The sequence below is a fragment of the Brachybacterium aquaticum genome, from assembly GCF_014204755.1.
Classification (GTDB): domain Bacteria; phylum Actinomycetota; class Actinomycetes; order Actinomycetales; family Dermabacteraceae; genus Brachybacterium; species Brachybacterium aquaticum.
The window spans coordinates 2,531,157-2,545,322 of record NZ_JACHLZ010000001.1; the positions used below are offsets into that span (position 1 = coordinate 2,531,157).

The 14,166-nt window shown below is 72.6% G+C and carries 14 protein-coding genes; 3 read left to right on the forward strand and 11 right to left on the reverse strand.

Translation table 11 applies throughout. From position 1 onward, the window contains the following. From HNR70_RS11310 to HNR70_RS11320, 3 genes are all read right to left on the reverse strand, one after another. Complete coding sequence (locus HNR70_RS11310) at positions 1-324, reverse strand: hypothetical protein (protein ID WP_184325755.1); 324 nt, start codon at positions 322-324, stop codon at positions 1-3. Positions 325-333: 9 nt separating this feature from the next. Continuing rightward, complete coding sequence (locus HNR70_RS11315; protein WP_246375204.1) at positions 334-1,635, reverse strand: TFIIB-type zinc ribbon-containing protein; 1,302 nt, start codon at positions 1,633-1,635, stop codon at positions 334-336. A gap of 142 nt (positions 1,636-1,777) precedes the next feature. After that, positions 1,778-2,992 carry an SPFH domain-containing protein gene (locus HNR70_RS11320; protein ID WP_184325756.1) on the reverse strand — a complete coding sequence of 405 codons (1,215 nt, stop codon included), beginning with the start codon at positions 2,990-2,992 and terminating at the stop codon, positions 1,778-1,780. A gap of 99 nt (positions 2,993-3,091) precedes the next feature. On the opposite strand from HNR70_RS11320, the gene HNR70_RS11325 reads away from it, so the two are divergent. Continuing rightward, complete coding sequence (locus HNR70_RS11325; protein ID WP_184325757.1) at positions 3,092-4,036, forward strand: bile acid:sodium symporter family protein; 945 nt, start codon at positions 3,092-3,094, stop codon at positions 4,034-4,036. A 15-nt stretch (positions 4,037-4,051) separates the two neighbouring features. Here HNR70_RS11325 and HNR70_RS11330 read toward each other — a convergent pair whose 3' ends face one another. The 6 genes from HNR70_RS11330 to HNR70_RS11355 all read right to left on the reverse strand — a co-directional run bounded on the left by HNR70_RS11330 (position 4,052) and on the right by HNR70_RS11355 (position 10,618). Beyond that, positions 4,052-5,971 (reverse strand): ABC transporter ATP-binding protein, encoded by a 1,920-nt coding sequence (locus tag HNR70_RS11330; RefSeq protein WP_184325758.1) that lies wholly within the window; start codon positions 5,969-5,971, stop codon positions 4,052-4,054. Positions 5,972-6,080: 109 nt separating this feature from the next. Next, positions 6,081-7,019 carry a bile acid:sodium symporter family protein gene (locus HNR70_RS11335; RefSeq protein ID WP_184325759.1) on the reverse strand — a complete coding sequence of 313 codons (939 nt, stop codon included), beginning with the start codon at positions 7,017-7,019 and terminating at the stop codon, positions 6,081-6,083. 33 nt (positions 7,020-7,052) lie between these two features. After that, a complete protein-coding gene (locus HNR70_RS11340) occupies positions 7,053-7,691 on the reverse strand; it encodes a response regulator transcription factor (RefSeq protein ID WP_184325760.1) in 639 nt (212 codons plus the stop codon). Then, on the reverse strand, positions 7,688-8,821 hold the full coding sequence (locus tag HNR70_RS11345) for a sensor histidine kinase (RefSeq protein ID WP_184325761.1): 1,134 nt from the start codon (positions 8,819-8,821) through the stop codon (positions 7,688-7,690). Before HNR70_RS11345 ends, HNR70_RS11340 begins: the two co-directional genes overlap by 4 nt. Positions 8,822-8,839: 18 nt before the next feature. After that, complete coding sequence (locus HNR70_RS11350; protein WP_312857711.1) at positions 8,840-9,661, reverse strand: ABC transporter permease; 822 nt, start codon at positions 9,659-9,661, stop codon at positions 8,840-8,842. Between the two features lie 27 nt (positions 9,662-9,688). Further along, positions 9,689-10,618 (reverse strand): ABC transporter ATP-binding protein, encoded by a 930-nt coding sequence (locus HNR70_RS11355; protein ID WP_184325763.1) that lies wholly within the window; start codon positions 10,616-10,618, stop codon positions 9,689-9,691. 98 nt (positions 10,619-10,716) lie between these two features. On the opposite strand from HNR70_RS11355, the gene HNR70_RS11360 reads away from it, so the two are divergent. Next, a complete protein-coding gene (locus HNR70_RS11360) occupies positions 10,717-12,213 on the forward strand; it encodes an amidohydrolase (RefSeq protein ID WP_312857644.1) in 1,497 nt (498 codons plus the stop codon). Between the two features lie 32 nt (positions 12,214-12,245). Here HNR70_RS11360 and ppk2 read toward each other — a convergent pair whose 3' ends face one another. Next, on the reverse strand, positions 12,246-13,130 hold the full coding sequence (gene ppk2, locus HNR70_RS11365) for a polyphosphate kinase 2 (RefSeq protein ID WP_184325764.1): 885 nt from the start codon (positions 13,128-13,130) through the stop codon (positions 12,246-12,248). A 24-nt stretch (positions 13,131-13,154) separates the two neighbouring features. After that, complete coding sequence (locus HNR70_RS11370) at positions 13,155-13,874, reverse strand: VOC family protein (RefSeq protein WP_184325765.1); 720 nt, start codon at positions 13,872-13,874, stop codon at positions 13,155-13,157. Here HNR70_RS11370 and HNR70_RS11375 point away from each other — a divergent pair, their 5' ends adjacent. Continuing rightward, positions 13,875-14,141 carry a type II toxin-antitoxin system RelE family toxin gene (locus HNR70_RS11375; RefSeq protein WP_184325766.1) on the forward strand — a complete coding sequence of 89 codons (267 nt, stop codon included), beginning with the start codon at positions 13,875-13,877 and terminating at the stop codon, positions 14,139-14,141. Positions 14,142-14,166 lie beyond the last annotated feature (25 nt).

Below are 14,166 nucleotides of genomic sequence, written 5' to 3' on the forward strand. Positions count from 1 at the left end.
TCAGTCGACCCTGATACGGCGGACGCGCTGGAGGTGGTCGGTGCTGTTGCGTCCGTTCATCGACCGGCTCTTCTGGCGGTTGTTGGAGCCGCGCTTGCGGTCCTGGGCCTTGAGGTTGCCGACCTTCACGTCGGTCTGCTTCTCGAACTGGTGGCGCTTGTCGGTGTTGCGGTAGTAGCGGTAGATCCCGCCGTACACCGCGGCGAACACGGCGGGCCCGGCGAGGAAGGGGAAGGCGATCCCGGCGATGCCGTCGTCGCTGCTCCCGGCCAGCAGGGTGGTGACGCCCGGGTCCGCGGCCAGGTCGGCCAGCAGTGTGATCATCTCTCCCCCTCAGGTGAAGTACATGCCGAAGCCGACGATCCCGGCGAGCACCGCGGCCACAGAGCCGGCGGCGCAGGCGAGCGCGAAGATCTTCGGGTGGGAGACGGGCACGGAGCCCATCGTGGTGCCGGTGCGAGCGTTGACGGCGATGTAGTGCACGAGCGAGCCGGCGGTCCGGGCCGAGTCGGCGTAGCTGTACAGCCACACGGGCACGTAGACCGACACCCAACGGGTGCCGTGCACGGCCACCCCCTCCTCCTCCCAGCGCACCCCGCGGTCGTAGCGGCTGACGGTGGGCACGGCCTTCGCCCGCGCGATCGCGAGGAACCGCTCCTCCACGTCCGCGTCGACGTCGCGGATGTTCAGGTCGCGCCGTTCGGAGGTGAAGCCCTTGAGGTAGTTGGGGTTGTAGGCGACCGCGTTCTCGACGTCATAGGGCTGGACGGCGTCCAGGACGTTGTTGGTGGCCAGGCGGTTGTCGTCCGAGTCGAAGCGGCTCGCGGACTCGACGGCCAGGTCGTCCACCAGCAGGTCGAAGGCGCGCTGGACCGAGTAGACGTCCGCGTCGTAGTAGGTCTCGTGGACGGTGCGGTCCCCGACCTTGCGCGAGACCGTGTACTGGCGGGTGGTGACCTCGCCGGTGCCGCGCAGCACCGCGTGCATGTTCCCGTCCACGACCAGGTACGGGATGTACACGCCCATGACGTTGTCGGGCACGAACTCGGCCTTGAAGCGGCCGTGGGCGAAGGCCTTGCGCTTCCCGGCGAACTCGTCGATCCGGGCGACCGCCTCCTCGCGCGTGAGCTGGAAGGGCAGCACCGCGTCCGGCACCGCGCCGTTGGGGATCTGCGAGTTGATCGAGAGGGTCTGGCGGCACCAGTGGCAACGGGCCTGGAGCTGCTCGGAGACGTTGATGACGACCTCGGCGCCGCAGCCCTGGCACTTGATGGTGACGGTGGTGAGGTCCTCGCGGACGTTCGCGGTGCCCGAGGCCATGGTGTGCCCGCGCAGGTCCGCGATCGAGGAGTCCAGCCCGTAGGTCTGCTCGAGATTCGCCTCGTTCCAGGTGTGCCGGCAGTACGAGCACACCAGCGCCTTGGCGGACAGCGAGTAGTGGATGTCCGTGCTGCCGCAGCGGGGGCACTTGTCCAGACCGTCCGCGCGGCCGGTGCTGGTGTCGATGATGCGGTCGGTCGAGTGCCCGAGCGCCGCCTCGGCGGCATCGGCCAGCGCCTCGTCGCCGAGCATCTGCGAGGGCCCGTCGGCCGACGGGGCCTGCCCGCCCTGCTGGCCGCCCGGCCACTGGGGCATGGGCGGCGGGGCGCTGCTCGGCGCGCCCGTGGGGTCCGGCGGTCCCGCAGGCCCGGGCGCGGGCGCGCCGGAGGGCACCCCCGGGTGCTGTCCCGGGCGTGCCCACTGCGGGTCCTGCGGCGGCTGCGTCATCGAGGGGTGCTCAGAGGCCCAGCGCGGCCTTCTTGGCGGCCTCGTAGTCCTCTTCGCTGATCAGGCCCTGGTCCAGCATCTGCTTGTACTGGGCGAGCTTGGCGACCGGATCCTCCCGCGCGGGAGCGGCCTGCGCCTGCTCGCCCTGCGCCGGGGCGCCCTGCTGCTGGGGCGCGCCCTGCTGCCCGGGCGGGGCCCAGGGCTGGACGGGATTCACGAGCCCGCCCGCGGCGCCGGCGCCCGCGCCGAACATCGCCAGGCCCGCGCCGCCGCCGGTCTCCCCCGCCGCCTGGACACCGCGGGCGGTGGCCTGATTGAGGAAGGACTGCGAGCGGGCGCCGGAGAGGGCATCGGCCTTCTGCACGTCCGCGAGCAGCTCGCGGGTGCGCTGGTCGTACTCGATCGAGACGATCGCGGTCTTCACGATCGCGAGGCCGCGGTCGCTGGACCAGCGGTAGTTCTCCTCGACCGCCGCGGAGAGCGACTGGGCGAAGCCCACGGAGTCGCCCTGGATGCGGGAGATGCGATTGCCCTTGTCGGGATCGTTGGTGTAGCGGGAGAACGCCTGGGCGAGGGAGCCGACGACCTCCTGGAACATCTGGTTCCCGGCGGCGTTGTCCGGGTCGGAGAAGTCGAACACCGGCGCGTTCGCGGAGATGAACGAGGCGGGCACGAAGTTGTGCACGAACAGGAGCGGGTCGATGATCCGCAGCGTGTACGAGCCGCGGGTGACCGCGCCGACCTGGGCGTTGAGGTACGCGTCGTCCCAGTAGATCTCCGACTGGGTGCCGAAGCGGTTGTCCGGGATCTCCTTGAGGCTCACGTAGAAGGCGAGCTGCTGCGAGGTGGGGCGGCCGCCGTACTTGAACCGCTCCCAGGAGGTGCCGATGGTGGAGGCGAGCAGGTCGTCCCCGGCGAAGACGGAGCGGGAGTCCGGGCTCGAGTCGTTGAACTCGTAGCCGCCGGCCTCGGTGATCAGGCCCGTCGCGCGGCCGTCCACCACGCTGATCAGCCCGTACCCCTGGGGCACGAGGATCTTGGAGCCGTTGGTGATGACGTTCTCCGAGCCGCGGGTGTTCGAGCCGCGCCCGGCGTTGGTGCCCTGCGGGACCGCCGGGAACAGCGCTGCCGTCTGCGGCAGGCCGTTCGGGACGGTGAGGAAGTCCTTCCACTGATCGGCGAGCATCCCGCCGACAGCGCCCTTGAATGCCTGGATGAATCCCATGAGTGAGCTCCTTGTCGCCCCCGAGCGTGTGATCGGAGCCATCGTAGCGCCCGGTCCCGACGACTCGCTGGGTGGGGGCACCCGGCTACAGTTCCCGCCATGACCTCCGGCCGTCTGCAGCAGATGCTCGAACGGCGCCAGGTCCCGCTCTACCTGCTCGCGATCCTCGCGGGGGCGGTGCTGGGGGCCGTGCTCGCGGCGACGGCGCCGGGCGCCGGGCCGGTGCTCGAGGTCGCAGTGGAGCCCGCGATCGCGGCGCTGCTGCTGATCACCTTCCACGGCATCCCCCTCACGCATCTGCGCGGGGCGCTGCGCGACGGACGCTTCCTGCTCGCCCTGCTCGCGCTGAACCTCCTCGTGGTGCCCGTGATCGTGTGGGCCGTGACCCGGCCCCTCACCGGCTCCCCCGAGCTGCTGCTCGGGGCGCTGCTGGTGCTGCTGGCGCCGTGCATCGACTACGTCGTGGTGTTCACGGCGCTCGCCCGCGGCGCCCACGAGAAGCTGCTGGCCGCGACCCCGCTGCTCATGCTGGCCCAGCTGCTCGCCCTGCCGGTGCTGGTGCCGCTGCTCGGCGGCGGCACGGCGACCGGGATGATCGAGGCGGGTCCCTTCCTGCGCGCCCTGGTCCTGCTGGTGCTGCTGCCGCTCGGTGCCGCGGCGCTGCTGCAGCGCCTCGCACCGCGGCGGGACCTGTCCCCCGCGATGGTGCCGCTCATGATGCTGGCGCTGGCGCTCGTGGTCGCCTCGCAGACCCCGCGGGTGCTCGGTGCGGGCAGTGCCCTGCTCGCGCTCGTCCCGCTCTATGCCGGATACCTCGTGCTCGCCGTCGCCATGGGGGTGCTCGTCGCGCGGGCGGCGCGCCTGGACACGCCTGCCGCCCGCGCCGTCACCTTCTCCGGCGCCACCCGCAACTCGCTCGTGGTGCTGCCGCTCGCGCTCGCGGCACCGGGCTCCCTGGTCCCCGCGGCCGTGGTCACCCAGACCCTGGTCGAGCTGGTGGGGATGGTGGTGCTGGTGCGGGTGGTGCCGCGGCTGCTGCGGTGAGGCTCAGCCGGTGATTCAGCCGGTGATGTCGTACTTCGCCAGGCGCTTCTTGTCGCCGGAGTTCTGCAGGGACAGCAGCTGGGCGTAGATGCCGCCGCTCGCGGCGAGCTCGGCCGGGGAGCCGATCTCGTCCACGTGCCCGTCGCGCAGGGTGACGATGCGGTCCACGCCCGCGATCGTGGAGAGTCGGTGGGCGATGATCAGCGAGGTCCGCCCGGTCATCAGCTCGTCCAGGCCCTTCTGCACCTGGATCTCGGCCTTGGTGTCCAGGGCGGAGGTCGCCTCGTCCAGCACCAGCACCGGGGCGTCCTTGAGAATCGCGCGGGCCACCGCGATGCGCTGGCGCTGACCTCCGGACAGCTTCAGGCCCCGCTCGCCGATCACCTGGTCGAAGCCGTCGGGGAAGCGGCGCACGAAGGTCTCCGCGTTGGCGCGCCGTGCCGCGTCCAGGACCTCCTCGTCGCTCGCGCCCGGCCGGCCGTAGGCGATGTTCTCGCGGATGGTGCCGGAGAACAGGGAGGCGTCCTGGAAGACGACGCCGATGCGGGAGCGCAGCTCGTCCAGCGGCAGGTCCGCGTTGGAGCGGCCCACCACTTCGACCGCGCCCGAGCGCGGCTCGTAGAGCCCCAGCAGCAGGTTCACGATCGTGGACTTGCCGCCGCCGGACTCGCCCACGAGCGCGACCTTCTCGCCGCGGTCGATGGTGAAGTCGATGCCGTGCAGCACGTCCTCCCCGTCCTCGTAGGCGAAGGACACGTCGCGGAAGGCGACCACGGGCGCGCCGGGGACCGGGTCGATCGTGGCGACGGCGGCCGACGGGGCCTCGGGGGCGCGCTCGCCCGCCGTGCCCCCGTCGGCCGTGATCTCACGATCTGCCGTGCCGGTCCCGCCGGCGGCGCTGATCACCTCGGCCTCCGCACCCGTGCCGCGCCGGGCGAGCATCGCCGCGGTGCGCGGGTCGACCTCGGTCTCCATGACGCGGAAGTAGTCCTTGGACCCGGCGATCGCGCGCTGGGCGGAGTCGATGACCCAGCTCATGGACTGCACCGGGGCCTTGGCCATGCCCATCAGCTGCACGAGCAGCACCATCTCACCGAGGGTGAAGGCGCCCTGCACGGTGCGCACGAAGATGATCACGTAGATGCCGAAGAAGATGACGTTGAGGAACGCCCGACGGATCACGTCCATCCTGTGCCAGTGGGTGGACTGGGCGCGGGTGGTGGCGTCGGTGGAGGCGAAGCGGCGGGAGAAGTCGGCGAGCTCGCCGCGCTCGCGCACGAAGGACTTCACCACGCGGATCTGCCCGATCACCTCGGCGAAGCGGCCGGAGGCGATGTCGACCTGCTCGTTCTTCTCCCCCTCGAGCTTCTGCCACTTCACCGAGGTCAGCGAGGTCAGCCACACGTAGACGGGGAACACGATGAGCAGCAGCAGCGCGAGCGGCCACGCGTACCAGGCGCTGATGGCGAGGACGGCGACGGTGGTGATGAGCATCGACGCGAAGGAGTTGGACATGGTCTTCGCGAAGTTGGTGATCTCGGTGATCGAGCGGTTCAGCCGCGCCACGATCGTGCCGGTGATCTCGCCGTCGAACCAGCGCTGGGGCAGGTGGAGCAGCTTCTCGTAGTAGCGCACCGAGAGGATCGTGCGCATGCGGTTGCTCATCACGTCGCCGAACCAGCCGCCGATGTTGGAGACCACGGTCTGCGCGAGCTCGGCGAGGAGCACGGCGGCGGCGATGAGGACGACGGTGCGCACGGCGGCACCGGTGGCGGTCTGCCCGCCGACGGCGCCGGCGACGGTGTCGGTCGCGTGGCCGATGAGGAAGGGCACCGCCAGGGATGCGGCGGAGGTCAGGACCGAGCAGAGGATGACCGCGGAGTACAGCGGGGCGAGGGCGCGGGTGAAGCGCACGATGCGCAGGAGGGCAGACACCACAGCAGGGTAGGGCGAGGCCTGCGCGGGAGGGAGGGGGCAGGGGCGGAGTGTGAGTGAGCGGACGTCGGTCCCGGGCTCAGGCTCAGGCTCAGGCTCAGGCTCAGGCTCAGTCGCTCTTCGGCCCCACCACGCCGAGCAGCACGCCGAGGGAGGTGCTCTCCCCCGCCCGCTTCCGCCGGACCACGCCGGTCGCCAGCGCGTAGGGCACGAGCATCGCGAAGCCCACCGCGCTCAGCAGCAGGATCGCGACGACGATCGAGCCGGTGTCGGCGCTGGAGTCCGCGCCGGTGCGGGCTACGAGCAGCGCGGCGGCGATGTTGCGCTGAGAGGTGAGGATGGCGGGGCCGTCGGGGACGGTGAGGGTGTCCCCGGCGAGGTCGCCGGCGACGCGGCCGGTGACGAAGGAGAGGGCCACGAGCCCCACCGGGACCAGCAGCACCGGGGAGAGGATCAGCTCGAGGACCAGGCCGGAGTTCGCGCCGAAGCCGGAGAGGAACATGAGCACGGCGGAGACCGCGGCGACGGAGCCGGCGATCCTCGCGAGCTGGTCGGACCGGCTCGGGAACACGGCGGCGATCACGATCCCGGCGATCATCGGGGCGAGCATGGTGCCCAGCAGCAGGCGGGCGACGGCCCAGCCGTGCACGGAGATGTCCTGGAGCAGGAAGGGCACCACGAGCGGCATGAACACGATCGAGCCGAGCAGCAGCACGGCCATGGGCCCGGCGGTCTCGCCGTAGGGGATGCGGGCCATCGCGCCGAGCTGCAGCACGAAGGGGGCGCCCGCCGCGCACAGCGCGATGATGAAGCCCTCCCCGATCTGGTGCGGGAGCAGGCCGTTCAGGATCCAGATGAGCAGGGTGCCCACCGCCGGGACCACCACGAAGTTCGCGCCGAGCACCGCGAAGACGGTGCGGCGGTCGCGCAGCTGGTTGCGGAAGGCGCGCAGCGGGGTGCGCAGGCCCATGGAGAGCATGGAGGCGATGGCGAAGGCCGGCACGCTGATGTCGATCAGCGCGCCCAGCAGTGCCTGGATCGCGTCCACCCCGGCAGGGTACGCGCGTCAGGAGGGAATCCCTCAGATCCAGCCGCTGTCCGAGGCGGTCCTCACGGCCTCGGCGCGGTTGGTGACCCCGAGCTTCCCGATCGCGGAGGAGATGTGGTTGCGCACGGTGCCCTCGGAGAGGAACACGCGCGCGGCGATGTCGGTGGTGGTGCCGCCGGCCGAGGCGGCGCGCAGCACCTCGGTCTCCTTGGCGGTCAGGGGGTTGGGGCCGGCGGCGAGGGACTGGGCGGCGAGCTCCGGGTCCACCACCCGCAGCCCCTGGTGGACGCGGCGGATCGCGTCGACGAGCCGCTCCACGGGCGCGTCCTTGACCATGAACCCGTCGGCCCCCGCCTCGAGGGTGCGGCGCAGATATCCGGCCCGCCCGAAGGTGGTGAGCACGATGATGCGGGTGGGCCCGCCGTCCTCGCGCAGCCGCTCGGCGACGCCGAGGCCGTCCTCGGGGCCGACGGTCCCGTCGGCCGACTCGCCGGGCGGCATCTGGACGTCGAGCAGGAGCACGTCGGGCCGCGTCTCCCGGACCGCGTCGAGGGCCTCGGCGCAGGTGGCGGCCTCGGCGACGACCTCGAGGTCGTTCTCCAGGCGCAGCAGGGCGGCGAGCCCGCTGCGCAGCAGGGCCTGGTCGTCGGCGAGAGCGATGCGCAGGGTCATGGGGTGCCTTCCTCGAGGCGGGCGATGAGTCGGGTGCCGTCGGGCCCGGTGTCGACGGTGAGGGTGCCGCCGGCCTCGGCGACGCGGGCCTCGAGGCCGGCAAGTCCCGTGCGCGCGCGGCCGGCGGGGATGCCGACGCCGTCGTCGGCGACCTCCACCTCTTCCTCCGTGACGCGCAGCGTGGCGCGGGTGGCGCGGGAGTGGCGGACCACGTTGGTGACGCCCTCGCGCAGCACGTAGCCGAACAGCTCGGAGCGCTCGTCGTCCAAGGCGGGCAGGGCCGCGGGGACGTCGGCCTCGATGCCGGCGGCGAGCAGGACGCTGCGGGCGGAGGCGATCTCGGTGGCGGCGCGGACCTGCTGCATGCCCGAGGCGGTGGTGCGCACGTCGGCGAGGGACTGGCGGGAGATCCGCTCGATCTCGGCGAGCTGGGTGCGGGCGGCGTCCGGGTCGGACTCCAGCAGGCGCTGGGCGAGCTGGGCGGAGACGGTGATGGTGGTCAGGGAGTGGCCGAGGATGTCGTGGAGGTCCCGGCCTATGCGCTCGCGCTCAGCGGCGACGGCGAGGTTCGCGCTGCGCCGCTCGGCCGCATCGAGGCGGTCCTTGAGGATCTCCCGCTCCACCCCTTCGGCAAGGCTCAGCGCGAACACGAGGCCGACGAGGGCGAGCACGATCGCGATCGGCTGCTCGTGCAGCACGGCGATGACGACCACGACGAGGCCGAGGAGGGGCACGACGACGCGGGCCCCTCGCAGCGGCACCAGGATGGCGTGCATGACCTGCACGAACATCACCATGTAGAGGATGTCCACGCCGATGATCAACCCGATCAGCGCCACCACGACCCAGCTTGCGCCGAGCCAGAGGAGACGGTCGCGCACCGGATAGGAACGGGCACCGATGGTGTACACGAACAGCACCGAGTAGGGGAGGCACAGCGCGGTGACGGCGAGCGCCTGCCACAGCGGCAGAGCTCCCCAGGCGGGGATGATGATGTACAGCAGGAACAGCAGCGACGGCGCGGTGAAGGCGATCGAGCCCGAGTCGCGGGCGGCCCGGTGGACGCCGCGCAGGGTCCGCGGGTACTCGGGCGGCTCGGCCTCCCGGCGCTGCGGCGTCGCGACGATCATGGGCACAGTCTCCCCCGCTCAGCGCCTGGAGGCACGTCGGGCGGCGCGGCGCAGCAGCATCGCGCAGGCGATCGCGAGGCCGAGCGTCCAGGCCGCGAGGGTGAGCACGCCCCGCATCGGCAGGTCCCCGCCGAGGATCCCCCAGGTCCCGAGCTCGCCGAGCCAGTAGGTGGGCAGGAACCGGGCGACGGTCTGCAGCCAGGTCGGGAACATGTCGTAGGGGAACCAGAGGCCGCCGGCGACGGCGAGCAGCATCATCCCGATGGTGGTCACGGCGCCGACGGCGCTGGGCTTGAGCGCCAGGCCGATCCCGAGACCCATGAGCACCAGCGGCACCATCCCGACCCACAGGGCGAGCAGGGAGCGCAGCAGCTCGGGACCGCTGAGGTCGACGCCGGCCAGCAGGATCCCGGCGAGGAACACGCCGAACAGGGCCGGGAGCACCACGACCATGGCGGCGGCGAGCTTGCCGACCACGAAGCTGCGCGGCTGGAGGCCGGCGACCATCAGCTGGCGCAGCCAGCCGTTGGCGCGTTCGATCTGGATCATGGCGCCGGCGTTCAGGGCGGCGCCGAGACCGCCGTAGGCGGCCATGCGCACCATGATGAAGGTGCCGACGCTCTGGCCGTCCTCGCCGCTGAGCTCCTGGCCGAAGATCTGGTTGAACATGAGGAACATCAGCACCGGCAGCGCGACCGTGAAGAACACGAACATGCCGTTGCGCAGCGTGGTGCGGGTGGTGGCGAGGGCGTAGCGGGCGGTGCGGACGCTCTGGGGGACGGTGCGGACGGCCTCGGGGGCGAGGGCGGCCGACGGGGCGGTGGCGGGCAGGGCAGTGATGGGGGGACTCCGTGTGGTCTCGGGCGATCAGTGGGCGGTGAGCTGGAGGAACGCATCCTCGAGGCTCGGGGTGGCGACGGCGATGTCGCGGACGGCGCCGGTGGTGGCGGGGCCGCCTGTGGCAAAGAGGGCGCGCAGGGTGGCGTCGGAGTCGCTGCTCGCCAGGCGGATCCTGCCGTCCTCGAGGAGGTCCACGGCGGTGACGCCGGCGAGGCGGCCGAGCGGCTCGGCGGCATCGTGATCAACGGCGTCCCCGCCGGCGAGGGAGAGGGTGAGGACCTTCCCGCCGATGCGCTCCTTGATCGCGGTGCCGGTGCCGTCGGCGACGATGCGGCCGCGGTCCATGACGACCACGCGCCCGGCCTCCTGGTCGGCCTCCTCGAGGTAGTGGGTGGCGAAGACGACGGTGCGGCCCTCGGCGGCGACGGCGCGCATCCGCTCCCAGAAGCGGCGGCGGGTCTCGACGTCCATGGCGACCGTCGGCTCGTCCAGCAGGATCACCTCGGGGTCGGGCAGCAGGGCCAGGGCGAAGCGGACGCGCTGCGCCTCGCCGCCGGAGAGGCGGGAGGTGTTCTTGCGCAGCAGGGCGGAGATGTCGGCCCGCTCGATGACGTCGTCCATCGCGAGCGGATGGGCGCACACCCCGCCGACCAGCGACAGCAGCAGCCGCACGGGCACGTCCTCGAGGAGGGTGCCGTTCTGGAGCATCGCGCCGACGCGGCCCTCCTGGGCGGCGAGCGCGGGAGCGGTGCCGCACACGGCGACGGTGCCGGCGTCCGGGGTGACGAGCCCCAGGATCATCTCGGTGGTGGTGGACTTCCCGGCGCCGTTGGGGCCGAGGAGCGCGAGCATCTGCCCGCGGGGGACGGTGAGGTCGAGGTGGTCGACGGCGGTGAGCTCGCCGAAGGACTTGGTCAGTCCCGTGAGCTCGAGGGCGGGGGCGGCGCTGGTGATCATGGAAGGAGCCTCCCGTGCGGGCGGCGCCCACCCCAGTCCCCGCGATCATGACCTCGCCATGACAGCTGTCATCGCTCCTGCCCGGCTACGCTGGATCGGTGCTGATCAGACAGGTGCGACTTCATGGCCGGGGCCTCGTGGACCTGCGGGTGCGGGACGGTCTGCTGGCCGGGATCGGCCCGTCCCTCGCGCGGGAGGCGGGCGAGGAGGTGCTCGACGGCGGCGGCGCCCTCGCGCTGCCGGGGCTCTGGGACCAGCACGTGCACACCGGCCAGCTCTCCCAGGCCCATGCCCGGCTCGACACAAGCGGGGCGGGCAGCGTGGGCGTGATCCTGGAGCTCGTGCGCGCCGAGCTCGCGGCCCGGCGCGAGTGGGCCTCCGGCGGGGAGGCGGCGCTGGTCGGCTTCGGCCACCGGCTCGTGGACCTCGCGGTCCCGCCGACGGTGCCTGCGCTCGACGAGGCGACCGGCGCGGTGCCGACGGTGCTGATCGGCGGCGACGCCCACCATGCCTGGCTGAACTCGTCGGCCCTGCGGGCGCTCGGCCTGCCCCCGCGCGACGGCGTGGTCGCCGAGGAGGAGTGGTTCGCGCTCGCGCCGCGCCTGCCCGAACTGCCCGGCGTCGCCGACGCGATCCGGGCGGGGACCGCGATGATGCAGCGCCAGGCCCTGCAGCGCGGGGTGGTGGGGCTCGTGGACATGGAGTGGGGCCGGCCCTGGGAGGAGTGGCCGCAGCGCTCCCCGCGGATGCGGATCCGCACCGCCGTGTACCCGGCGGAGCTGGCGGCCGCGCCGGGGCCGACGGGGACGGTGCTGGGCGGGTCCGGGCTCGTGACCATGGGCCCGCTGAAGGTGATCGTCGACGGCGCCCTCGGCTCCCACTCGGCGTACACCCGCGAGGCCTACTCCGACGGGCACGGCTACACCGGTCACGGGGTGCTGTCCGTCGGCCCCGAGGCGCTGCGCGAGGCCCTCGCGGACGCGAGCGCGCGCGGCCTCACCGCGGCGGTGCACGCGATCGGCGACGCCGCCGCGCAGCTCGCCCTCGCCGCGATCGGCGAGGTGGGGATCCCCGCCCGCATAGAGCACGCCCAGATGCTCACCGATGCGGACGTCACCGCGATGGCCTCGCTCGGGGTCGTGGCCTCGGTCCAGCCCGCGCACCTGCTGGACGACCGGGATGCGACCGAGGCGCTGTGGCCGGGCCGCGGCGGCGAGGCGTTCCGCCTGCGGGACCTGGTCAGCGCCGGGGTGCCGCTCGTGCTCGGCTCGGATGCGCCGGTCGCGCCGCTGGACCCGTGGCTCGCCATGGCCGCAGCCGTGCACCGCAGCGCCGACGAGCGGCCGGCCTGGCATCCCGGTCAGCAGCTCCAGCCGCGCGAGGCCCTCGCCGCCTCGACCGACGGGGTGGCGGCGCTGGAGGTCGGGGGCGCGGCCGACGTGGTCCTCGTGGAGGACGCGACCCTGTTCGACGACGTGCCCGTCGGCGCGGACGGGCTCATGGTCGAGGGCGCGGCCCGGGAGGCCGGGGCACGGCTGCGGGAGACCGAGGTGCTCGCGACGGTCGTGGCGGGGCGGCTCGCCGCACAGCGGTGAGGCGGTGGTGAGCCGGTGGTGAGCGCGGGCGGTCAGCCCTTCGTCGCCGACTTCTTCGCGGGCTTCTTCTTCGCCGGCTTCTTCCGCTCGAGCGCGGAGGCGACGTCCTCGGCGTACTCGAGCGAGCTGCGGTCGGGGCGCTCGTAGTCGGTGTCCCGCTCGGCCGGGCGCGTGGGGATCTCGATCTTCTGGGGCTCCACATACTCCCAGGAGACGCGCTGGAGGATGTCGTGGATGACGTTGATCCGGGAGCGCTTCTTGTCCTCGCTCTCGACCGTGACCCAGCGGGCTCCGGGCAGGTCGGTGGCCGCGAACATCGCGTCCTTCGCGCGGGAGTAGTCCTCCCAGCGGGCGATGGACTCCACGTCCATCGGGGAGAGCTTCCAGCGGCGCATCGGGTCGTCGGCCCGGGAGCGGAACCGCGCCTCCTGCTCCTCGTCGGAGACGGAGAACCAGTACTTGATCAACCGGATCCCGTCCTCGATGAGCATCCGCTCGAAGTCGGGGGCCTGGCGCAGGAAGCGGTGGTACTGGACCTCGGTGGCGAAGCCCATCACCCGCTCCACCCCGGCACGGTTGTACCAGGAGCGGTCGAAGATGACGATCTCCCCGGCCGCGGGCAGGTGCGGGACGTAGCGCTGGAAGTACCACTGGGTCTTCTCCCGCTCCGTCGGCGCGGGCAGCGCGACCACGCGGGTGTGGCGGGGGTTGAGGTACTGGGTGATCCGCTTGATCGCCGAGCCCTTCCCGGCGGCGTCGCGACCCTCGAAGATCAGGCAGACCCGCTCGCCGCTCTCGATCACCCACTGCTGCATGGCGACGAGCTCGGACTGCAGGTGCTTGAGCTCCTTCTCGTAGGCCTGCTTGTCCAGCTTCGCGGGCGGCGCGTCCTTGCGCTCATGATCGTGTCGGGACATGGGGGGAGGCTACGCCCCGGCCGGTCACGGCGCAGGCAGGATGCAGAACTCGTTGCCGGAGGGATCCTGGTAGACACGCCAGGGCAGCGCTCCCCAGTCGTGCGCGAGCTCCCTCCCGCCGAGCTCGGCGACGAGCGCGGCGGCCGCGTCCGGGTCCTCCCCCGCCTCGAGGCGCACGTCGAGGTGGACGCGGTTCTTCTCCCCGGGCTGCTTCGGGGCGGGCTCGGGGCACAGCTCGAGCAGCGGTCCGTGCCCGGAGGGGTGGCGCAGGGTGCGCGGGGCGACGCCGGGCGCGTCCGTCCAGCCGGTCAGGCGGGCCCAGAAGGCGGCGTCGCGGTCGACGTCGGCGCTGTCCAGCGGCAGGGCGGCGATGGGGCCGGTGCCGGTGTAGGCGCTGCGCTCCTCCATCACGCAGAAGGGCAGCTGCTCGGGGTCGCCGAGCACGATCCAGGCCACGTCCTGCTGGCCGATGTCGAGGTCGGCGGCGCCGAGGCCGCGCAGGCGCTCGGCGATCTCCTGCTGGCGCGGCCCGCCGAGCAGGTCCATGTGGAGGCGCAGGGGCGAGGTGGTCACCTCGGGCACCTGCGGGATGCAGAGGTCGAGGGAGCAGCCGTCGCCGAGTTCGAGGCGCGCCTCGTACAGCTCCGGGGTGACGGTGAGGGGGCGGGCGCCGAGCGCGGCGGCCCAGAAGCGGCCGACGCGCAGCGGGTCCGCGGCGTCGAGGACGAGGTTCTCGAGGAACATGTGTCAGCGAGTCACGAGCTCGACGAGCCGTGCCTCACCGACCAGCTGCCCGAGGCGGTGGCGGCCGCGGCCTACGAGTTCCTCGTCGGCCCCCTCCTCGAGAATCCGCACCGGGTCGGCAAGGCGCTCGTCGGCCCGCTGGCCGGGCTGCATTCGGCGCGGCGCGGCGAGTACCGGGTGATCTACCGGATCTACGACCACCGGGTGCTCGTCGAGGTGGTCACGATCGCTCACCGCCACAGATTTACAGGTGTAGCGCAGTGGTGACGGCGGCCGAGACCGCCCCACCACC

Coding starts and splice junctions, on each gene's coding strand:
- HNR70_RS11310 (WP_184325755.1), bottom strand. CDS start 324: ATGATCACACTGCTGGCCGACCTGGCCGCGGACCCGGGCGTCACCACC.
- HNR70_RS11315 (WP_246375204.1), bottom strand. CDS start 1,635: ATGCCCCAGTGGCCGGGCGGCCAGCAGGGCGGGCAGGCCCCGTCGGCC.
- HNR70_RS11320 (WP_184325756.1), bottom strand. CDS start 2,992: ATGGGATTCATCCAGGCATTCAAGGGCGCTGTCGGCGGGATGCTCGCC.
- HNR70_RS11325 (WP_184325757.1), top strand. CDS start 3,092: ATGACCTCCGGCCGTCTGCAGCAGATGCTCGAACGGCGCCAGGTCCCG.
- HNR70_RS11340 (WP_184325760.1), bottom strand. CDS start 7,691: ATGACCCTGCGCATCGCTCTCGCCGACGACCAGGCCCTGCTGCGCAGC.
- HNR70_RS11345 (WP_184325761.1), bottom strand. CDS start 8,821: ATGATCGTCGCGACGCCGCAGCGCCGGGAGGCCGAGCCGCCCGAGTAC.
- HNR70_RS11355 (WP_184325763.1), bottom strand. CDS start 10,618: ATGATCACCAGCGCCGCCCCCGCCCTCGAGCTCACGGGACTGACCAAG.
- ppk2 (WP_184325764.1), bottom strand. CDS start 13,130: ATGTCCCGACACGATCATGAGCGCAAGGACGCGCCGCCCGCGAAGCTG.
- HNR70_RS11370 (WP_184325765.1), bottom strand. CDS start 13,874: ATGTTCCTCGAGAACCTCGTCCTCGACGCCGCGGACCCGCTGCGCGTC.